Raw genomic sequence first — 19,288 nt, 5'->3', positions numbered from 1 at the left:
CATCATCCGGCACAGGGCCTATTTCTTCCAGCGCCGCCGAGGGGATCTCATGCTGGCACTGCATCGGGTGGAGCCGACGGCTGCGCTCTGGGCCGACCGGGCCACCTACGACGACCGCCTGATCTTCCACACCGAGCAGTGGCTGCGCTTCGTGGCGCAGACCCAGCGCGCCGAGCCGGTGCTCGCCACGGTCACCGACGGCGCGCGTACCGTCGGGCACTTCACCGGGCTGGTGACCAAGCGTTACGGCCTGCGGATTCTCGGCAGCCCGATGGCCGGCTGGACCACCTCCTACGTGGGCTTCAACCTCGCTCCCGGGGTGCCGCGCCGGGCCGCGCTGGCGGCCCTGATGCCGTTCGCGTTCGGCGAGCTCGGCTGCGCGCACCTGGAGATCCGCGACCGCGGCCTGACCGAGCCGGACCTCGAGGGTCTGGGGCTGCGCTGGGCGGCGGCGCCGACCGCGGTGATCGACCTGCGCCCCGATGCCGATGCGCTGTTCGGCGCGATGGCCAGTGCCTGCCGCCGTAATATCCGTAAGGCCGGCAAGTCCGGAGTCGTCATCGAAGAAGCGGATCCGGGCGACCCGGCATTCGCCGGGGAATTCTACAATCAGCTACGCGACGTATTCGCCAAACAAAATCTGGTGCCGACCTATTCGATCGAGCGGGTCCGCGCCCTGATCGGCAACCTGGCCCCGGCGGGCCGGATCCTGCTGCTGCGCGCCCGCGACGGCGAGGGCCGCTGCATCGCCACCGCGGTGCTGCCCTGGCACCACCGCACGATGTACTTCTGGGGCGGCGCCAGCTGGCGCGAGCACCAGCACCTGCGCCCCAACGAGGCGCTGATCTGGCACGCGCTGCGCTGGGCCAAGGAACGCGGCGTGACCGAGTTCGACTTCGTCGGCGGCAACTCCTACAAGGCCAAGTACGGCACCACCGAGGTCCCGGTGCCGTGGGCGCGCCGGTCCCGCTCGCCGCTGGTGGCCGGCCTGCGCGACGCGGCCAAGGAAGGCTTCGCCCTCAAGCAGCGGGCCGTGGCGCGGCTGACCCGGGCCGGCCACTGAGGCCGCCTCCCGCTACTTTCCGTGCCCGCCGGCGGTGTCCCAGCGCCGCAGCACCCCGTCCTGCACGGCGGCCAGCTGACCGGCGGCGCGGTGGTGGCAGGTCGGCACGAAACCCGGCACGCTGCCGGTCCGGTGCCCGGTGACCGGGTCCCAGACCTGCAACCCGCCGGGCGCGGCGGCGTACAGCCGGCTGCGGTCGGCGAAGAGCGCACCGACCGGCCCGGCGAACGTGCTGACCTCGGCCCCGGTGACGACGCTGAAGATGCGTACGCCGTCGAGCATGGCGATGTCGTCGTAGCCGATGCCGCTGACCGCTACCAGGGTGTCGCCGACGAAGCACATCGGGGTGTCCCAGCGGTAGTCGCGCTGGCACAGCGGGCGCCAGGACGGCCCGTCCTCGGACTCCCACACGTTGTCCCGCAGCCACCGCTCCAGGCTCCACGACACCGGCATCCCGACGGGGGCCCAGACCCAGCCGTCGTCGGCGAGCCAGCGTTGGTCGGGCGACAGGTGCAGGCGGCCGTGGAAGTAGTCCAGATCGTGCGCCTGCCGCTGCCCCGCACCGACCGGCTCACGCGCCCGGTCGGTGAGCAGCCGCCCGGACTCGGCGTCGTGCACGTCGAGACGGTTCCAGTCGGTGCGGTGCACGACCACGGCGCGGCCCTCGTGCCGGGCGAAGACCAGCGAGAACGGCACGAGGTTGGTGCGGTAGCTGCCGCTGTCGAGCCGCAGGGTCGTCGTGCCCGGCCGGTGCAGGTCCACGACCCGGCCGTACCGCCCGTAGTCGTTGACGACGGCGGCGAAGCGCCCGCAGTCCGACACGTGCAGCCGCGGCGTCAACGGCCGGCCCGCCCACGGCTGGTAGTCCGGCTCGGCGACGAGCACGCCGGTGGCCAGCACGGCGCACCGGTCCGCGTCGGGATCCAGCTCGGCGATCGTGCCGTCGGCGGTCAGGGCCAGCCAGCCCGGATCCGCGCCGAACGGCGCGAGGTCGATGACCGGCCCGGTCAGCTCCGGCAACCGCCAGTCGACCACGCTACGGTCGACCGCCTCGGGCCGCTCGTCGACGCCCGGCTGCCCCCGCCACGCGGTGAGGCTGCCGTGCTCGGCATCCTCGTCCAGGCGCTGCGCACACCCCTCGCACACCTCAACGAGCGTCACCGGCTTCCCGGCGGCATCACATTGCCCGCAGGCGAGATCGAACTCCAGCCGCCGGCCGGTCAGCAGCCGGACGTGCTCGACACCCTCCCGTACGGGCCGGACCAGATGAGGACACATCCGCGACGGCGCGGCAAACGCGACATGCCCACAAGCCAGCGTCTCCACGCCGCCACGGTAGTACCGCCTGTCCCGCAACCGGACCGGAGCGGCCCCGGTGACCGCGTACCGTCCGACTCCCTGTCAGAGAACCGACCGTGCGGAGGCCCGGGTGCTGTTGGACTGCGCCGCCATGATGTGGCCCGATCCGCGCACCTGACCAAGCTGGACACCGACACCGAGCTCGACGCTTTCCGCGCTGCCGGCCCGTCCTGAACCTCGTAGCATGTGGCCGGTGGGGTGGGAGTCACTCGGGCAGTGGGGTGCAGGCGCCGCCCGCGTCGAACCGCTGACCGGCGGGGTCGCCAACGACGTGTGGAGCGTGCGCGTCAGCGGGCGTCTCGCGGTTGGTCGTCTCGGTGTCCGCAGCGATGCTGATCTGGCGTGGGAGGCCGCGCTGCTGCAACACCTCGACCGGGCGGGTCTGCCGGTGCCCGTGCCGATACCGACCAGCGACGGGCGGCTGTTCGCCGACGGTCTGCTGGTGATGACCTATCTGGAGGGCGGACCGCCCGAGACGCCCGCCGACTGGCGTCGCGTGGCCGGCACGCTCCGGGAGCTGCATCGGTTGACCCGGGGCTGGCCGCAGCGCCCGGGTTGGCGGTCGTCGGCCGATCTCCTGCACGCCGAGACCGGGACGAGGATCGACCTCGGTGCGATGCCCGCTGAGGGTGTCGTTCGGTGCCGAGCGGCGTGGGCGCGGCTTGCCGGGCGGCGGACCTGCGTCGTCCACGGCGACTCCAACAACCTGGGCAATGTCCGGATGACCGCGCGTCGGGTCGCGCTGATCGACTGGGACGAGTCGCACGTCGACGTCCCCGATCTTGATCTTGTGCTGCCCGGCAACGCCGCCGGGCTCGACGACGGCGCGTTCGACCTCGCCGCGCAAGCGTCGGCCGCGTGGGAAGCCGCCGTCTGCTGGGACGACGAGTACGCGGTCAAGCGGCTCGCCGAAGTTCGAGCGGTCTGAGAGGGGGCGGTCAGCGTGGTGTTGCGTCCGCCAGGTCCGGTTCCAGGCCCTGTTCCACCACCGGTTCGTGGCGCAGCCGGGGGAATGCCGCCGCCGTCGCCGTGACCACCGCGACGCCCAGCAGCGTGCCCGCCACCACGTCGCTGGTCCAGTGCACTCCCAGCACGATCCGGCTCAGCCCGGTCAGCACCGTCACCCCGATCGCCGCCGCCCACAGCACCCACCGCCACGCGCCACGCGCCACCGGGAGCAGGACCAGCACGAACACCCCGGCGGTCAGGGCCGCGTTCAGCGCGTGCCCGGACGGGAACGAGAAGCCGGTCGCCCGGGCCACCGGCTCCAGCAGGTCCGGGCGGTGCCGGCCGACCAGCAGCTTGAGCACCACGCCGAGCAGCCCGCCCACCACCATCGTGGTCACCACCCAGAGCGCCAGCCGCTTCGCCCGGCGCCGGAGCAGCCAGATCACCAGCCCGAGCGCGGCCGCCCGCAGCGGGAACGGGGCGAAGACGTTCGTCCACCACACGTTGGCCGTGGTCCAGTGCGGGTGACCCAGGGCCCAGCTGTGCAGCGAGTTCGTGACGGCCTCGTCGAGGTCGTGCAGCGGCGCCCAGCCGCCGGCCACGAGTGCCGCGATCAGCGCGAACGGCACCAGCACCAGCAGGGCGAGGGCGGAGGCCGTGGTGAGACGGAGGCCGAGCTTCATCGTCTCTCCCTACCCCGGAAACCCGGTCCCGAATCGGTCCGCGTCGCGGCGCCGTGGTACCCCTATGATCATGATGGGTGAGCTGGTGCGCCTGCGGGCCATGGAACCGTCCGACGCCGAGGCGCTGTGGCGGTGGAACCACGATCCGCAGGTCATGCGCTGGATGCAGGACGGTTATCCGCAGTCGCTGGCCCGGGTGACGAGGTGGCTGACCGAGGAGCGCACCGCAACGAGTACGGCGACCTGCTGCTCGGCGTCGAGACCCAGGCCGACGCCCGGCTCATCGGGCTGGTCCGGCTGCGCCAGGCGGAACCCGAGCTCGGCATCGCGGAGCTGGACATCTACCTGGGCGAGAAGGACTCCTGGGGCCGGGGCCACGCCACGGACGCGGTCCGCACGGTCTGCCGGTACGGCTTCGACCAGATGCGCCTGCACAAGATCATCCTGACCGTGGTGACCGAGAACGAGCCGGCCGTGCGGGCGTACCGGAAGGTGGGCTTCGTGCAGGAGGGCCGCCTGCGGGAGGTCTTCCGCCGCGACGGCCGCTGGTACGACGAGTACACGATGGGCCTGCTGGCGCGCGAGCTGATCTGACTCCCGCGGCGTGGATTGACAGTGGCGAGCCGCGCTCCCTACGGTCGGTATCCATCGACCAAGGGGAATATATGAAGCGTCGCGCCTTCGTCACCCTGCCGGCCGTGGCCCTGGCCGCCGGCCAGCTCCCCGGCACCGCCGCTGCCGCCGCCGCGGCCGGCATGTCCGTCGCTGCCGAAGGGCCCTCGGTGGTCGCCGGGAACATGCCGGTCTTCGCCGAGCGGCTCAAGGACGAGCTGACCTTCCCGCTGGCGTGGCGGCACCGCGGCGGGGACTTCCGGGCCTGGCGGCGGCGGGCCCGCGGCAAGGTCGAGGAGCTGCTGTGGCAGCCCGAGGACCGGTCGCCGTTCGCGGTGGAGATCGTCGACGAGCAGCCGCGCGACGGGTACCGGCAGCGTTCGGTGCTGTTCGATGTGACCCGGCACAGCCGGGTGCGGGCGTTGATGCTGGTGCCGGAGGGTCCGGGGCCGTTCCCGGCCGTGCTGTTGCTGCACGACCACGGCGCCAAATTCGACATCGGCAAGGAGAAGCTGATCGAGCCCTGGGCCGACGAGACCCGCCGGGCGTCGGCGCGGGCCTGGGCCGACCGGTACTTCAGCGGCCGCTTCCTCGGCAACGAGCTGGCCGCCCGCGGGTACGCGGTGCTGGCCGTGGACGCCCTCGGCTGGGGTGACCGTGGCGGCCTGGCCTACGAGGGTCAGCAGGCGCTGGCCGCCAACCTCTTCAACCTCGGGTCGTCGCCGGCCGGGCTGCTGGCGTACGAGGACGTGCGGGCGGCGGCGATGCTCGCGTCGCTGCCCGAGGTCGACGAGCGGCGGATCGCCGCGGTCGGCTTCTCGATGGGCGGTTACCGGGCGTGGCAGGTGGCGGCGCTGTCGGACCACATCGCCGCGACCGTCTCGGCGTGCTGGATGACCGGCCTGAAGGAGATGATGGTGCCGGGCAACAACACGCTGCGCGGCCAGTCGGCGTTCTTCATGCTGCACCCGGGCCTGTACCGCTACCTGGACATCCCGGACGTGGCGAGCATCGCCGCGCCCCGGCCGATGATGCTGCTCGACGGGGAGGCCGATCCGCTGTTCACCCCGGCCGGGGTCGAGGCGGCGTATGCGAGGATGCGGTCGGTCTGGGCCTCGCAGCGGGCCCTGCACCGGCTCAGCACCAAGGTCTGGCCGGGGCTGGGGCACGTGTTCGTCCGCGAGATGCAGGACGAGGCGTTCGCGTGGCTGGACCGCTGGCTCAACCGGAAGTGAGGCCCGGCCACGGCCGACGAGGGGGAACTGCTCCGGCGCACGGCCGCCGGCGACCGGCGGGCGTTCGACGAGCTCTACCGGCGCACCTCACCGTGGCTGCTGGTCCGGCTGCGTCGCCGGTGCGCCGACGACGACCTGGTCGCCGACGTGGTGCAGGAGACCTATCTCGCGGTCTGGCGGGCGGCGGGCAGCTTCGCCGGCCCGGTCGCCCGGGGCAGCGCGGTGGGCTGGCTCTGGACGATCGCCGCGCACCGGCTGATCGACGCGTTCCGCCGGCGGGCCCGGCAGGGGCGGCTGCCGCCGGTGCCGCTCGCCGCGGCGACGGCGCCCGCCGCCGAGGACGAGGCGCTGGCCGGGCGCGTCGGGCAGGACCTCGAGCAGGCCCTGCTCGAACTGCCGGCCGAGCTGCGTGAGGTGCTGCGGGCCACGGCCCTCGACGGTCTGACGGTACGCGAGACCGCCCTGCTGCTGGGCGTACCGGAAGGCACAGTGAAGTCGCGCGCGCGGCGGGCCCGGGCCGCCCTGCGCACGGCCCTGTCCTGACCCGGCGGGTCAGCCGATGATCACGGTCTGCAGCTCGGTGAACGCCTCCATCGGGTGCGCTCCGCCGACCCGGCCCAGGCCGCTGTCGGTGCCGGCCCGGCCGCCGAACGGCAGATGGCTCTCCCAGTAGTTGGTGGACTCGTTGATGTTGACCCAGCCGGTGCGCACCGCGTCCGCGAACGCCAGCCCGGCGCTCAGGTCGGCGGTGTAGACGGCGGCCAGCAGCCCGTACCGGGAGGCGTTGGTCAGCGCGATGGCCTCGTCCAGGCCGCCGATGCCGACGATCGGCGCGATCGGGCCGAAGGTCTCCTCGGTGGCGGCCGCGGCGTCGGCGGGCACCTCGGTGAGCACGGTGGCCGGCCAGTACAGGTCGGTGGGGAAGCCGGTGGCGCGGGCGCCGCCGGTCAGCACCTTGGCCCCGCGCCGCACCGCGTCGGCGACGTGCTCGTCCATCTTGGCCGCGACGCCGGCGTTGTTCAGCGGTCCCATCGTGGTGGCGTCGTCGCGCGGGTCGCCCAGCCGGATCCGCTCGCCGACGGCCCGGGCCAGCCGCTCGGCGAAGTCGTCGCGCACCGCGTGGTGCACCAGCAGCCGCTCGCCGGCGGTGCAGCTCTGCCCGGCACACAGGAAACAGGCCTGCAGCGCGCCCTCGACGGCCCGGTCCAGGTCGGCGTCCGCCAGCACCACGAGCGGGCCGTTGCCGCCCATCTCCAGCAGCGTCGCCTTGCCCGCCGCGGCGCTCGCCACCGAACGCCCGGTGGCGGTCGAGCCGATGAAGGCGACGGCGTCCGTACCCGGGTGCCGGGCGATCTCGTCACCCACCACCGGGCCGGGCCCGGTGACCAGGTTGAGCACCCCCGGCGGCAGGTCGGCCTCGGCGAGGCAGCCGGCCAGCGCGACGGCCGAGACGGCCGTCGACGGCGCCGGGGTCCAGACCACCGTGTTGCCGCCGGCCAGCGCGGGCGCGATCAGCTCGGCGGGCATCGTGTACGGCCAGTTCCACGGCGTGATCACCCCGACCACCCCGCGGGGGCGCCGCACCAGCAGCGCCCGCTTGCCGGTGCCGGCCGAGTTCGGCAGCAGCCCGCCCAGCCGCTTGCCGTCCTCCGCGGCCATCCGCCAGTACGTGACCAGCTCGTCCACCTCGTCGTACGCCTCGGCGCGCAACGGCTTGCCCTGGTCCAGCGTCAGCGTGCGGGCCAGCTCGTCGCGGCGGGTCTCGATCACGTCCGCGACCCGGTGCAGCAGCGCGGCCCGTTCGAAGGCCGAGAGCCGCGCCCAGCCGGGTGCGGCCCGCCGGGCCGCCGCGATCGCCGCGCGCGCGTCCGCCCGGTCGCCCTCCGGCACCGTGCCGAGCTCCTCGCCGGTCGCCGGGCTGGTCGCGACGGTGGTGGCGGCGGAGAGCGCGGAGACCCAGGCGCCGTCCACGAACATCTGATGGTGCATGACTCTCCCAGCCGGCCGGACGATGAGGCGAGCCCACCCTAGTCGGCGCGGCGACCGGCGGATCAGCCCCGGGGAGTCGTATTCACGACGGCACGCACGGTGACCGCGGAGGTACGGTCGCCGCACCTGCCCGCCTGCTCAGGAGGCGTCATGACCGCCATCAGCACACCGGCCGACGTCGACGGTGCCGTCCGCACGCTGCGGCCCCGGCTCGGCGAGCGCCTGCTCGTGGCGGGCGACCCCGCCTACCCCGCCGCCCGCCAGGTCTGGAACGCCGCCGTCACGACCCGGCCCGCCGTGATCGCCCGCTGCGCCGACCCGGCCGAGGTCAGCGTCGCCGTCCGGGCCGCCCGCGACGCGGGCCTGCCGCTGTCGGTGCGCGCCGGCGGCCACGACTGGGCGGGCCGGGCGCTGCGCGACGGCGGCCTGGTCGTCGACCTCGCCGGCATGCGGGGCGTCACGATCGACGCGCCCGGGCGGACCGCGACCGTGCAGGGCGGCGCGCTCACCGCCGACCTGCTGGCCGCGGCGACGCCGCACGGGCTGGTCACCGCCACCGGCGTGGTGCGCTCGGTCGGCCTGGCCGGGCTCACCACGGTCGGCGGTTACGGCGCGCTGATCGGCCGGTACGGGCTGGCGCTGGACAACCTGCTCGGCGCCGAGGTCGTGCTGGCCGACGGGAGCACGGTGACCGCCGGGCCGGAGGACGACAGCGAGCTGTGGTGGGCGCTGCGCGGCGGTGGCGGCAACTTCGGCGTCGTCACCGAGCTGCGGTACCGGCTGCACCACCAGCCGGCCGTGCTCGCCGGCATGCTCATGTTCCCGTTCGCCGAGGGCGCCGCGGTGCTGGCCGGCTACGCCGAGATCACCGACGGCGCCCCGGACGAGCTGACGATCATGACCGGCTTCCTGCCCGGGCCGCGGGGACCGATGGCGTTCCTGTGCCCGTTCTTCAGCGGTGACGACCTGGCCGTGGGGGAGCGGCTGGTCGCCCGGCTGCGCTCGCTCGGGCACCCGGTGGTCGATCAGATCGGGGTGATGCCGTACTCGGCCGCGCTGAGCATGTTCGACGCGAGCATGTTCGACGGCAGCCACTACCTGCTGCGCAGCCGCTGGATCCCGGAGGTGTCCCCGGCTGCGGCGGAGGCGCTGGTCACCGGGGCCGCGGAGGTGTCCTCGCCGTACTCGGCGCTGATCGTCAACCGGTTCCACGGCGCCGCGTCCCGGGTCGACCCGGGTGCGACCGCCTTCGCCCAGCGGGCCCCGCACCAGGCGGTCGAGGTGATCGCGGCGTGGCAGCCGGGTGATTCGGCCGACCGGCACCGCGCCTGGGCCGACTCGGTGGTCACGGCGCTGGACCCGGTCGCGCTGCCCGGCGGCTACCCCAACCTGCTGGGCCCGGAGCACGAGGACCGCGCCCGGGAATCCTACGGCGCCAACCTCGACCGGGTGCTGGCCGCCAAGCGCCGCTACGACCCGGGCAACGCGTTCGCCTCGGCGGTGCCGTCGCTGCTGGGCTGAACCCCGGCGGTCAGGTTCCGCACGCAGGCCGCGAGGGTCTCCAGCAGCACCTGCTGCTGGTCGGCGCTCAGCCCGGCGCACATCCGCTTCTCGACGCTGCGCACGGCCGCGCTGGTCGCGAGCAGCTGCCGGCGGCCCTCCTCGGTGAGCACGGCGGGCAGCTCGCGGCCCCGGGCGGCGGTCGCCGGCCGGGTGACCAGCCCGCGGGCCTGCAGGCCCTGGAGCACCACGTTCATCGACTGCCGGGTGACGAAGGTGCCGCGGGCCAGGTCGGCGTTCGACAGCCCGGGCCGCTGCCCGAGCAGCTCCAGGCAGGCGTACTGCGACACGGTGAGATCCAGCGGCCGCAGCACCGCGTCCAGGGCGGCCCGCAGCGCCACCGCCGCTTCCTTGAGGACGTAGCCGACCGCGTTCTCGACCGGGCCGACCAGCTCTGGTTGCGTCATGTCAGTATCCTGACATACGCTGGGCCATGTCAGGACTTTGACATACCGAGGAGAGTGCCATGACCGTCACCGGACCCGACTTCATCGCCCTGCAGGTTCGCGACCTGGACCGCGCCGCCGCCTTCTACGAGCACCACCTCGGCCTGGACCGGGCCCCGGCGAGCCCGCCCGGCGCGGTCGTGTTCGCCACCACGCCGATCCCGTTCGCGGTCCGCGCCCCGCTGCCCGGCGTCGACCTGGACGCGCCCGGCGGGCCCGGCCTCGGGGTGGCATTGTGGCTGCACAGCACGGACGCGCAGGCCCTGCACGACGCGCTCGCCGCCGCCGGCGTGCCGATCGTGACCCCGCCGTTCGACAGCCCGTTCGGCCGCACGTTCACCTTCACCGACCCGGACGGGTACGCGGTCACGATCCACGACAAGCGCTGAGCGCGAGGGGCGTGTGCCGTGTGCGTCGCGCCACGGCACCGGCCGAACCGTTACGGTTGAGCACTATGACGACGTATTCGGGCCCGGCGACGCTGATCCTCGCCGACGGCGCACGCGTGGAGGGAATGGCCTCGCTCGGGACCAACAACCGCGGCAATCTCGACGGGTGGAGCGGGACGTTCCGCCCGGACCAGGTCAGTGCGGAGATCCGCGAGGCCAGCGACGGATTGCAGTTGGAGCTGCCGTACGACCAGATCGGAGAGGTCGCGGTCACGGGGGTTCGGCGGTTGCTTGCTACTCAGGTTCTGATGTCGCTGGCTGGACGGGGGCCTGCGCCTTTCTGATCGGGGCGGCCTCCCGTTCCGGGCAGGTGGTCGGCCTTCTTGGCAGGGCTGGCCACCGTGGTCGCCGGGACGATCGCTGCCGCCGCTCCCGCTAGGCGAGCAAGCGGGCTCGGCGGCGCCGCGCGGCCAGCACGCTCACCGCGCCGGCCCCGAGCACCAGCAGGCCGATCCCGCCGATCGACCCGGCCGACGGGCCGGTGGCAGCCAGGTCTTCCCGGCCGTCAACGACGCGCACCTTGCTGGTGCCGGTGATCGGCGCCAGTCCCTCGGCGGAGAAGGTGATGGTCACCGTCCCCGTGTCGCCGGCCTTGGCGGTCCTGGCTGCTCTCACCACCACGGGCAGGTACTGCTCGATCGTCTCGCCCTCGAACGAGAGCACTCTCGGATCGGAGCAGACGACCCGGGTCGGTGAAGGCTGCACACATCTGCCGCCGCTCTCGCCCGGGGTGAGCCGCACCCCGGCGGCCCCGCGCAGGTCGTAGGCGACCTTCGCCTTCGTCAGCTTCGTGGGGCCCGTCGACCAGAGGTTCGGTCCCAGCAGATCGATGGCGGTGCCGCCCGCGGGCACCTCGATGTCCGGGAAGGCGACCGAGATCGGGTCACCCCGGTGGATCCCGTCGGCCCGGGCCGGGCCCGCCCCGATGGCGAGGAGAACGCCGGCGACCGCCAGCATGCCCGTCAGGCGCCGCGCGTACAGGTGCTGCATTGCCGGTCTCTCCCTGCCGATGGCGGATCGGGCTGACGCAGCGTAACCAGCGTTCGGCGGGGTGACGCGCATGTCGCCGCGGAGCGAGGGGTGACACCCGAACGGGCGACACCGCCTCGGGGCGGTGCCGGCCGGGCCGGACTCAGGTTTTCCAGCCGAACGCCTCCGGTCAGCCGCCGATCTCCGGGCGGTCGGCGTTGAGGTGGAACGCCCGCAGCTCCGCCTCCTCGCGCGCGGTGAGGAACCGCTGTTCCCAGCTCGCGTCGCCGTCGGGGAAACGGTCGACCACGTGTTCCTCGATCACCCGCCCGTCCGGTGGGGTCAGCGCCACCGTCACCACCGTCTTGCCCCGATCGGCGTAGTGGCGCATGCGCCACCGGGCCGCCACCGCCAGCCGGGCCTGCCGCCGCCGTGCGGCCGCGCCGGCCGCGGCGGCGACGGCCACCACCAGCAGAGCGACCGCGAGCACGCCGATCAGCAGGGCGACGGCACGCATCAGGACCTCACTTCAGCGGTACGGCCGCCGCGCCGCCCGGGGCGTACGTGGTCAGGCCGGGCGGGAACGCCTTGATGATGTCGATCTGAGCACAGGCCGGGCAGGCGTTGTAGCCCTCCTGGCGCTTCTTGTTCGCGTCTGCGTCGGCCTGCGCCTGGGCCACCCGCGCCTGTGCCTCGCTGACCGCCGCATACGCCGCCTGTGCCTTGTTGACCGCGTCCTGCACGTTCTTCGGCAGCGTGACCCGGGCGAGATTGAAGCGGATCCCCTCGAAGAAGTCGCCGCCGAGCATGTCGTCGAGATCCTTGGGCAGGCTCTCGTTCACCGCGTCCTGCATCTTGGCGATGTTGGTGTTGTTCTGCGTGCCGGCCGGGTTGACCGGCGCGGGCCGGGCCGTCCCAGGCGTTGTGTTCTGCACCAGCGCGCAGCTGGACACGAGCTCGGCGCACCGGAACTTGTTGACCTGGATGCGCAGGTCGTTCTCGATCACCGGCCGGACGATCGAGTCGAGGAACGTGCCCCAGCCGGCCTCGTCGTCGTAGGCGTGGCGCAACTCGCCGTCGATGCCGCGGAACTGGCGGGTGCCGAACTTCTCGTCGAAGCCCTTGATGCTGGCCTCGTCGAGCTTGAGCGTGAAGTAGATGGTGCCCTCGATGCCCATGTCGACGCCGTCGCTGGACGGCGTGGTGACCACGTCGACGCCGCTGGTGTCGCCGCGGGAGGTGTCCGCGGTGATCGTGTAGAAGCGCTGCTGCGCCGGGTACTTGTGGGTGTCCGACGCGATGCCCGTCCAGGTCAGGCCCGATCCGGGCGTGATGACCTGGCGGATGCGGTTGTTGTCGAAGGCGCCGCCGTTGCGCACCACGCCGACCTGGCCGCCCGTGGTCTTGTCAAAACCGGAGAAGAGCGCGATCGCGGTGCCCAGCAGGACCAGCGCGACCACCACCAAACCGCTGATCCACAGCCCGACGCGGCCGCCCGAGGGGCCGGTCGACACGCCGGCCGGGCTCGTCTGTCTGTTCAGTCTCTGCATGCACCCATCTGAGCATCCGCGGTCGAAGATCGGTGCCCTGGAATCGTGCCTTCGGAGCGACGGGGTTGTCCCTCACGTGGCGTCATGCCACATAGTCGCTGGTGTGGAGGAGCACCTGACTGTGGGACGCGTGGCCGAGCTGGCCGGCGTAACCGTGCGCACGCTGCATCACTACGACGAGATCGGGCTCATGCGGCCTTCCATGCGAACCGCGGCGGGATATCGGGTCTACTCCGCAGGCGATGTGGAGCGGCTGCAGGAGGTCCTCGCCTACCGGCGGCTGGGTTTCGGGTTGGGCGAGATCGCTGAACTGATCGACGACCCGGCCGCCGACGCGGTTGCGCACCTGCGCCTCCTGCGCGGTCTGCTGGTGGAACAGCGCGACCGCGCCGCGGTCATGGTGACTGCTATAGACCGAGAGCTGGAGGCACGGGCGATGGGGATCAGGACGACGCCGGCGGAACAACTGAGGGTGTTCGGCGCGCAGTTGTACGACGCCATCGGATCCGCATACCCGGCGACGCGGCGCACCGAGCCGCGGATCGCCGCGCGCATCTGGGAGGCGCTCGGGGACGCACGGACAGTACTGAATGTCGGGGCTGGAACCGGCTCGTACGAACCGCATGACCGTGACGTCACGGCGGTGGAACCCTCGGCGGTCATGCGGGCGCAGCGCCCTGTGGGTGCGGCGCCGTGCGTGGCCGCCGGCGCGGACAACTTGCCGTTCGGGGATCAGTCCTTCGACGTCGCGATGGCGGTCAGCACCGTTCATCACTGGCCGGACCCGGTCGCCGGGTTGCGCGAGATGCGGCGAGTGGCCCGCCGAGTGGTGGTGTTCACCTACGACGCCGATGACACCGGCTGGCGTCAGCGGTTCTGGCTCACCCGCGACTACCTGCCTGAGTTCGCCGACCTGCTCGCCGGCCGGCCGTCGCTGGCCGATTTGACCCGCGCGATCGGCGGACGTGCGGAGCCGGTGCTCATCCCGTGGGACTGCGAGGACGGCTTCTTCGAGGCGCACTGGCGCCGGCCCGAGGCGTACCTGGAAGAGCATGTGCGCCGCGCGGTATCGGTCTGGACCAGAGTCGGCCCGCAGGCCGAGCAGCGGGCGGTGAGCGCACTCCGTGAGGATCTTGCCTCGGGCCGGTGGGCCGAACGCAACCGGGACCTCGTTGCCCTCGACGCGGCGGAGCTGGGCCTTCGTCTGCTCGTAGCCTGAATCACTGTGCGTCAGCCCGTCACCCGGGAAGTCGAGAATCCGATGAAAGGCGCCCGGGCGTGGGTGCAGCGGCAAGACTTGCCGGCATGAGTCGGAACGTCGGTGACGAGATGATGAGGCTGCTCGGGGTGCTGCGGCACGAACCGACGGACAAATGGGTCCGCGCCCGGCTCGGCGGCCGGCTCGTCGTCGACAGCCGTGCCGCGCTGCTGCTGTGGGAACCGCGCCGCATCGTGCCCACCTACGCCGTGCCGGACAAGGATGTCCGAGCCGACCTCGTACCCGTCGAGCCGGCTCCGGAGAGCGACGCGCCGGTGCTGCATCCCGGCATCCCGTTCGCCGCGCACTCCACGCCCGGGCAGACGTACGACGTCCGGGTGGGGGACGAGGTTCGCGAGCGCGCCGCGTTCCGGCCTGACGACACGGACCTCACCGGTCACATCGTGTTCGATTTCGACGCGTTCGACTGGACGGAGGAGGACGAGCCCGTGTTCTCCCACCCGCGTGACCCGTTCTCCCGCGTCGACGCGCGGCGCAGCAGCCGGCACGTGCGCATCGAACGGGACGGCGTGCTGCTCGCCGAGTCGCACACCCCGACACTCGTGTTCGAGACGAAGCTGCACCCGCGGTTCTACCTGCCGCGCGAGGACGTCAAGGCGGCGGTTCTGCCCAGCGACATGGTGACGGCCTGCCCGTACAAGGGGCGTGCCACGTACCTGTCGTTCGCGGTGGGGGAGAACCTGGCCTGGACCTACCCGGACCCGCTGCCCGACGCGTCGCCGCTCGCCGGCCTGGTCGCGTTCTTCGACGAGGTGGTCGACGTGACCGTCGACGGCGTGCCCCGGCAGCGGCCCGAGTCGCCGGTCGCCAAGGTCATGAAGGACGAGTTCGGCGTCTCCTGAGGAGCCGTGCGCCGACATGGCCGCGCCCGGCGAGGCTCACCGCCATAATGAGCGGGACTTCACCATCCCAGGGCAGTGGCTGCGAAGGGAACGGCATGAGCGAGCACACCTACCGCGTGACCGAGATCGTCGGGAGTTCCCCCGACGGCGTCGACCAGGCGATCCGTAACGCCGTCAAGCGGGCGTCGCAGACCTTGCACAACCTCGACTGGTTCGAAGTGACCGAGATCCGTGGTCATCTGGCGCACGGCGAGGTCGAGCACGTGCAGGTCACCATGAAGGTCGGCTTCCGGCTCGACGAGATCTGAACCGCGCGGGCCGGTCCCGGAGGTAGCCCCGATAGACGGGGCCGGCGAGCTGGCGGGTCTGCTCGTCGAAGAGCACGAGGCGCACCACCTCCACTGTGGTCGGCCCGGCGGCCGCCCTTGCGGTGGATCACGCCGTCGACTCCGCCGCCGCCCAGCAGGGACGAGTTCGCGGTTGTCCGCGGTCGGTGCCCCCTGGTGACCGCACCGGTCGTGGTTAAGCTGGGGCCGGCCAGGGCGGCACGGGGTGGGAGGGCTGTGGAACAGAGCACGGTGCTCGCAGCCCGAGCCGACCGCTGGGCCCGAACCCGTCCGCTCCTGGTCGACGGACTCCTCGCCGGCGTGATCTGGTCGGTCTTCGGACTGCTGAGCCTGCTCGCCGGTCCGGCCGGTCTGGTCGTCGCCACCGCGACCATTCTCCCGCTGGCCCTGCGGCGTCGCCGGCCGGTCGCTGTGCTGGCCGGGTCGGCCGGGATCTTCGTGGTTCAGCTCGTGGTGCTGCCGATTCCGTTGCCGGCCAACATCGCTCAGGCACTCGTGATCTACACGGTCGCCGCGCATGTGGCGTCGCTGCCGGTGCGGCTGGGTGCGCTGGGTGCGGCGCTGGCCGGGTGCCTGGCGGCCGGCTTCCGGTGGAGCACCGAGCCGGACTACACCCGTAACGCCCTGGTCATCGGCGTGTTTCTCGCGGTCTTCGCCGGGTTGATCTGGCTGATCGGCAACGTGGTGCGGGGTCGCGAGGCCAACATGCGGGCGCTGGCCGAGGCCCACGCGCGGCTGGCGGAGAGCCGCTCGCAGCGTGAGCGGTTCCTGGCGCAGCGGGGGCGGGTCGCGGCCGCCCGGGAGATCCACGACATCGTCGCCCACTCGCTCACCGTGGTCATCGTGCAGGCCGACGGGGCCGAGTACGCCGCCGAGCACGCGCAGCCGTGGGACCGCGCCGATGCCGGGGCGGCCCTTGCCACCATCGCGCGGACCGCGCGGACCGCCCTGACCGAGGTGCGCGGCGTCATCGACGTGCTCCGTGATCCCGAGGCGGCGGACGAGCCGGCCGGGCTGTCGGTGGGCCGCAGCGACCTGGGGCAACTGGTCGCGGCGGTGCGGGCGGCCGGGCTGCCGGTGGAGGTGCACGCCGACCCCGCCGTGTTCGAGCAGCTGCCCGCCGCGGTGGGCTTCGCCGTGCTCCGGGTGGTCCGGGAGTCGCTGACCAACGTGCTCAAACATGCCGGAGCCCGGGCCACGGCGCGGGTCGCCGTCGAGCGGACGCCGCAGGCCGTGCGGGTACGCGTCGAGGACGACGGCGCCGGTCGTGTCCTCGACCTGGTCGCCGCACCGGGTCACGGGATCGGCGGGATGCGGGAACGGCTCCGCGCCCTGGACGGTGCGCTGGCCGCCGGTCCGCGCCCGGGCGGCGGATTCGGTGTGGAGGCGACCATCCCGGTCGCGGCCGGGGGTGTGCGGCGATGAGCCCGGCCGCACCGATCCGGGTCTTTCTCGTCGACGATCAGGAACTCGTCCGCGCCGGTTTCGCGATGATCCTGAATGCGACGCCGGACCTGCTGGTGGTCGGGTCCGCCGGCGACGGGCAGACGGCACTCGACGCGCTGCGGCGACCCGAGCACCGCGCCGACATCGTGCTGATGGACGTCCGGATGCCCGGCCTCGACGGCGTGGAGACCACCAGGCGGCTGCTGGCCGCCGCGGACCCGCCGCGGGTCGTCATGCTGACGACGTTCGACTCCGATGACCTGCTCGTTGCCGCCCTGCGCGCCGGGGCGTCCGGATATCTGGTCAAGGACGCCGGCCCGGCCGAACTGCTGGCAGCGATCCGGGCCGCGGCGGCCGGCGAGTCGCCCGTCTCGCCCCGGCTGGTCCGCCGTCTGATCGACTCGTTCGTCCTCGTGGCGCCGGCCGCGCCCACCGCCGGCCGCCCGGCCGCCGCGCCGTCCACCCTGGCGCGGCTCACCGCCCGGGAGCGCGAGATCCTCGCGGCGATCGGGCTGGGGCTGACCAACGCCGAGATCGCCGCGCGGCTGCACGTGGCGGAGTCCACCGTCAAGACCCACATCGGCTCGGTGCTGCGCAAGCTGGAGGTGCGCGACCGGGTGCAGGCCGTCATCCTCGCCCAGACACTGGGACCGGCAGACGGTTCGCCCGCGCCCGGCTGACGCCGATCGCGGCAGCGCATGCGGCGGTGCCGAGCAGCACGAACAGTCCCGTGTCGCCGCTGAGGTATTCGTTGACCAGCACCGGCCGCTCGGTGGCGATCGGGATGGTCAGCGCGGCGAAGGTGGCGTTGTGCGCGAAGTGGGCCAGCACGGCCGGCCACACGCTGGCGGACAGGGTCCGCAGGTAGCCGATCAGGAACGAGAAGGCGATCACGGAGCCGCAGAACAGCGTGAGCACCAGGGCCCGGTTCCCGTCGCTGTGGTAGTGCGGCGTGAACAGGATGTACGGAAGGTGCCAGCCGATCCAGACGACACCGACGGTGAGCATCGCCGCCCGTTCGCCCAGGAAGGCAAGCCGCGGCTGCAGATAACCGCGCCAGCCGATCTCCTCCGCGAACGCCAGGATCGGGCCGGCTACGCACAGCGCGAGCACGTCGGGCAGCCACGGCTGCTGCGGGGCGGCGAACCGGGCGAAGCCGAACGTGACGACCCCGGCGGTCGCGAGCAGGCTGACCCCGGCGGTGGCGGCGATCGTCAGCGGCCAGAAGCGCAGCCCGAGCCGGCCCGTCCCGAGCCGGCGCCAGCCGGCCCGCCCGTAGCCCTCGCGGGTGACGACCAGCAGCATCACCAGCACCACGAGCAGCGGGGAGAAGGCCAGGATCAGCCCTCCGGCGAGGCCGGCGGTGCCCAGCGAGACCCCGAGGGTCACCAGGACGAAGACGATCGACGCGGTGCGATCGGAGAGCGTGGCGAGCACGGACGGACCTGCTTTCGGTAAGGGGTCCGCCCAGTGTCGGCTCGTGCCCGCCCCCTGCCATCCACCCACGATCGGAGATCCGGGGGCCGGCTCCCCGCGCCGCCTCCTCCCGTGGTGCTAGTGCTCCGACCGCGGACGAGCCGGTCAGACGGGGAACTCCACCCCGGTGAGCTTCTCGGAGACGGCCCACAGGCGCTGCTGGACGCCCACGTCGTACGACTCGGGGCTGGAGGTGACCAGCCGGGGATGACCGCGGACCTCGCCCATCCCGTCGGGTCCGTAGTACTGCCCGCCCAGCACGGCCGGGTCGGTGGCGGCGCGCAGCGTCGGCAGCGCGCCCATCGCCGGGTTCTGGGTGATCACCGGCGCGAGCCAGGTCAGCGGCAACCGGAGCAACGCCGGGGAGTTGCGGGCGAGTTCGGTGTTGGACACGCCGGGGTGTGCGGCCACCGCGGCGGTGGTGCCGTGGGCTGTGAGCCGCCGCTGCAGCTCGTAGGTGAACATGAGGTTGGCGAGCTTGGACTGCCCGTACGCGGCGGCCCGCCCGTACGAGCGTTCCCATTGCAGGTCGTCGAAGTGGATCGCGGCCCGGATGCGGTGGCCGACGCTGCTGACCGTGGTCACCCGGGATCCGGGCACGGGCAGGAGCCGGTCGAGGAGCAGCCCGGTGAGCGCGAAGTGCCCGAGATGGTTGGTGCCGAACTGCATCTCGAAGCCGTCGCGGGTGGTCTGCTTCGGGGTGTACATCACGCCGGCGTTGTTGATCAGCAGGTCGATCCGCTGGTGGGCGGCGCGCAGGTCGGCCGCCGCGGCACGGACGGACTCCAGCGAGGTCAGATCCAATTCCTGTACGGCGACGTCGCCGCTGATCCGGGCGGCGGCCCGTTTGCCCTTCTCGACGTCCCGCACGGCCAGCACCACCGAGGCGCCCCGCTCGGCCAGCGCCCGGGCCGTCTCGAAGCCGAGGCCGGTGTTGGCGCCGGTCACGATCGCCACCCGCCCGCGCTGGTCGGGGATGTCGCGCTCAGTCCATTTGCCGCTCATGTCGTCTCCTAAAGAACCGGTGGTCTGTTA

At 72.8% G+C, this 19,288-nt stretch carries 22 protein-coding genes; 13 read left to right on the top strand and 9 right to left on the bottom strand.

Annotated elements, in window-relative coordinates; all coding sequences use genetic code 11:
* Positions 1-49: 49 nt before the first annotated feature.
* Complete coding sequence (locus tag ACIBQZ_RS28800; RefSeq protein WP_396091930.1) at positions 50-1,063, top strand: lipid II:glycine glycyltransferase FemX; 1,014 nt, start codon at positions 50-52, stop codon at positions 1,061-1,063.
* Positions 1,064-1,075: 12 nt separating this feature from the next.
* On the opposite strand, the gene ACIBQZ_RS28795 is transcribed toward ACIBQZ_RS28800, so the two are convergent.
* Entirely contained in the window at positions 1,076-2,389 is a 1,314-nt protein-coding gene (locus tag ACIBQZ_RS28795; protein ID WP_396091929.1) for a hypothetical protein, read from the bottom strand.
* Between the two features lie 217 nt (positions 2,390-2,606).
* On the opposite strand from ACIBQZ_RS28795, the gene ACIBQZ_RS28790 reads away from it, so the two are divergent.
* Positions 2,607-3,350, top strand: a complete 744-nt coding sequence (locus tag ACIBQZ_RS28790) for an aminoglycoside phosphotransferase (RefSeq protein WP_396091928.1) — start codon at positions 2,607-2,609, stop codon at positions 3,348-3,350.
* A 10-nt stretch (positions 3,351-3,360) separates the two neighbouring features.
* Here the strand turns inward: ACIBQZ_RS28790 and ACIBQZ_RS28785 are convergent, their stop codons facing one another.
* The gene (locus ACIBQZ_RS28785) at positions 3,361-4,053 is read right to left on the bottom strand and encodes a phosphatase PAP2 family protein (RefSeq protein WP_396091927.1); all 693 of its coding nucleotides are present in this window, start codon (positions 4,051-4,053) and stop codon (positions 3,361-3,363) included.
* A 204-nt stretch (positions 4,054-4,257) separates the two neighbouring features.
* Between ACIBQZ_RS28785 and ACIBQZ_RS28780 the strand changes: the two genes are divergently transcribed.
* The 3 genes from ACIBQZ_RS28780 to ACIBQZ_RS28770 all read left to right on the top strand — a co-directional run bounded on the left by ACIBQZ_RS28780 (position 4,258) and on the right by ACIBQZ_RS28770 (position 6,443).
* A complete protein-coding gene (locus ACIBQZ_RS28780; RefSeq protein WP_396091926.1) occupies positions 4,258-4,647 on the top strand; it encodes a GNAT family N-acetyltransferase in 390 nt (129 codons plus the stop codon).
* 71 nt (positions 4,648-4,718) lie between these two features.
* Positions 4,719-5,900: a dienelactone hydrolase family protein gene (locus tag ACIBQZ_RS28775; RefSeq protein WP_396091925.1), complete on the top strand. Its 1,182-nt coding sequence runs from the start codon at positions 4,719-4,721 to the stop codon at positions 5,898-5,900.
* A 27-nt stretch (positions 5,901-5,927) separates the two neighbouring features.
* A complete protein-coding gene (locus ACIBQZ_RS28770; protein WP_396091992.1) occupies positions 5,928-6,443 on the top strand; it encodes an RNA polymerase sigma factor in 516 nt (171 codons plus the stop codon).
* A 9-nt stretch (positions 6,444-6,452) separates the two neighbouring features.
* Here ACIBQZ_RS28770 and ACIBQZ_RS28765 read toward each other — a convergent pair whose 3' ends face one another.
* The gene (locus tag ACIBQZ_RS28765; RefSeq protein ID WP_396091924.1) at positions 6,453-7,889 is read right to left on the bottom strand and encodes an aldehyde dehydrogenase family protein; all 1,437 of its coding nucleotides are present in this window, start codon (positions 7,887-7,889) and stop codon (positions 6,453-6,455) included.
* Positions 7,890-8,039: 150 nt separating this feature from the next.
* Between ACIBQZ_RS28765 and ACIBQZ_RS28760 the strand changes: the two genes are divergently transcribed.
* Positions 8,040-9,410: an FAD-binding oxidoreductase gene (locus tag ACIBQZ_RS28760; protein ID WP_396091923.1), complete on the top strand. Its 1,371-nt coding sequence runs from the start codon at positions 8,040-8,042 to the stop codon at positions 9,408-9,410.
* On the opposite strand, the gene ACIBQZ_RS28755 is transcribed toward ACIBQZ_RS28760, so the two are convergent.
* A complete protein-coding gene (locus ACIBQZ_RS28755; protein ID WP_396091922.1) occupies positions 9,359-9,856 on the bottom strand; it encodes a MarR family winged helix-turn-helix transcriptional regulator in 498 nt (165 codons plus the stop codon). The genes ACIBQZ_RS28760 and ACIBQZ_RS28755 overlap by 52 nt on opposite strands.
* Positions 9,857-9,915: 59 nt before the next feature.
* Here ACIBQZ_RS28755 and ACIBQZ_RS28750 point away from each other — a divergent pair, with 59 nt between their 5' ends.
* Together ACIBQZ_RS28750 and ACIBQZ_RS28745 are read left to right on the top strand one after the other, a co-directional pair.
* Positions 9,916-10,284 (top strand): VOC family protein, encoded by a 369-nt coding sequence (locus ACIBQZ_RS28750; RefSeq protein ID WP_396091921.1) that lies wholly within the window; start codon positions 9,916-9,918, stop codon positions 10,282-10,284.
* A gap of 65 nt (positions 10,285-10,349) precedes the next feature.
* A complete protein-coding gene (locus tag ACIBQZ_RS28745; protein ID WP_396091920.1) occupies positions 10,350-10,628 on the top strand; it encodes a hypothetical protein in 279 nt (92 codons plus the stop codon).
* Positions 10,629-10,719: 91 nt separating this feature from the next.
* Here ACIBQZ_RS28745 and ACIBQZ_RS28740 read toward each other — a convergent pair whose 3' ends face one another.
* The 3 genes from ACIBQZ_RS28740 to ACIBQZ_RS28730 form a co-directional block, all read right to left on the bottom strand.
* Positions 10,720-11,334: a hypothetical protein gene (locus ACIBQZ_RS28740; RefSeq protein WP_396091919.1), complete on the bottom strand. Its 615-nt coding sequence runs from the start codon at positions 11,332-11,334 to the stop codon at positions 10,720-10,722.
* Positions 11,335-11,503: 169 nt separating this feature from the next.
* Positions 11,504-11,830: a hypothetical protein gene (locus ACIBQZ_RS28735; protein ID WP_396091918.1), complete on the bottom strand. Its 327-nt coding sequence runs from the start codon at positions 11,828-11,830 to the stop codon at positions 11,504-11,506.
* A gap of 7 nt (positions 11,831-11,837) precedes the next feature.
* Positions 11,838-12,863 (bottom strand): SPFH domain-containing protein, encoded by a 1,026-nt coding sequence (locus ACIBQZ_RS28730; protein WP_396091917.1) that lies wholly within the window; start codon positions 12,861-12,863, stop codon positions 11,838-11,840.
* Between the two features lie 103 nt (positions 12,864-12,966).
* On the opposite strand from ACIBQZ_RS28730, the gene ACIBQZ_RS28725 reads away from it, so the two are divergent.
* The 5 genes from ACIBQZ_RS28725 to ACIBQZ_RS28705 all read left to right on the top strand — a co-directional run bounded on the left by ACIBQZ_RS28725 (position 12,967) and on the right by ACIBQZ_RS28705 (position 17,457).
* The gene (locus ACIBQZ_RS28725; protein WP_396091916.1) at positions 12,967-14,082 is read left to right on the top strand and encodes a MerR family DNA-binding transcriptional regulator; all 1,116 of its coding nucleotides are present in this window, start codon (positions 12,967-12,969) and stop codon (positions 14,080-14,082) included.
* A gap of 86 nt (positions 14,083-14,168) precedes the next feature.
* The gene (locus ACIBQZ_RS28720) at positions 14,169-14,984 is read left to right on the top strand and encodes a DUF427 domain-containing protein (RefSeq protein WP_396091915.1); all 816 of its coding nucleotides are present in this window, start codon (positions 14,169-14,171) and stop codon (positions 14,982-14,984) included.
* A gap of 95 nt (positions 14,985-15,079) precedes the next feature.
* On the top strand, positions 15,080-15,292 hold the full coding sequence (locus tag ACIBQZ_RS28715) for a dodecin (protein ID WP_396091914.1): 213 nt from the start codon (positions 15,080-15,082) through the stop codon (positions 15,290-15,292).
* Positions 15,293-15,547: 255 nt separating this feature from the next.
* Positions 15,548-16,756: a sensor histidine kinase gene (locus ACIBQZ_RS28710; RefSeq protein WP_396091913.1), complete on the top strand. Its 1,209-nt coding sequence runs from the start codon at positions 15,548-15,550 to the stop codon at positions 16,754-16,756.
* Positions 16,753-17,457, top strand: coding sequence for a response regulator (locus ACIBQZ_RS28705; RefSeq protein ID WP_396091912.1), 705 nt, complete (start codon positions 16,753-16,755; stop codon positions 17,455-17,457). Before ACIBQZ_RS28710 ends, ACIBQZ_RS28705 begins: the two co-directional genes overlap by 4 nt.
* Here the strand turns inward: ACIBQZ_RS28705 and ACIBQZ_RS28700 are convergent.
* Positions 17,405-18,214, bottom strand: coding sequence for a type II CAAX prenyl endopeptidase Rce1 family protein (locus ACIBQZ_RS28700; RefSeq protein ID WP_396091911.1), 810 nt, complete (start codon positions 18,212-18,214; stop codon positions 17,405-17,407). The genes ACIBQZ_RS28705 and ACIBQZ_RS28700 overlap by 53 nt on opposite strands.
* 144 nt (positions 18,215-18,358) lie before the next feature.
* A complete protein-coding gene (locus ACIBQZ_RS28695) occupies positions 18,359-19,258 on the bottom strand; it encodes an SDR family NAD(P)-dependent oxidoreductase (protein WP_396091910.1) in 900 nt (299 codons plus the stop codon).
* Between the last annotated feature and the right edge of the window lie 30 nt (positions 19,259-19,288).

The organism is Actinoplanes sp. NPDC049599, from assembly GCF_044465625.1.
Lineage (GTDB): Bacteria > Actinomycetota > Actinomycetes > Mycobacteriales > Micromonosporaceae > Actinoplanes.
Note: the sequence above shows the minus strand (reverse complement) of the source record. Positions and strands in the feature narration are given on the sequence as shown.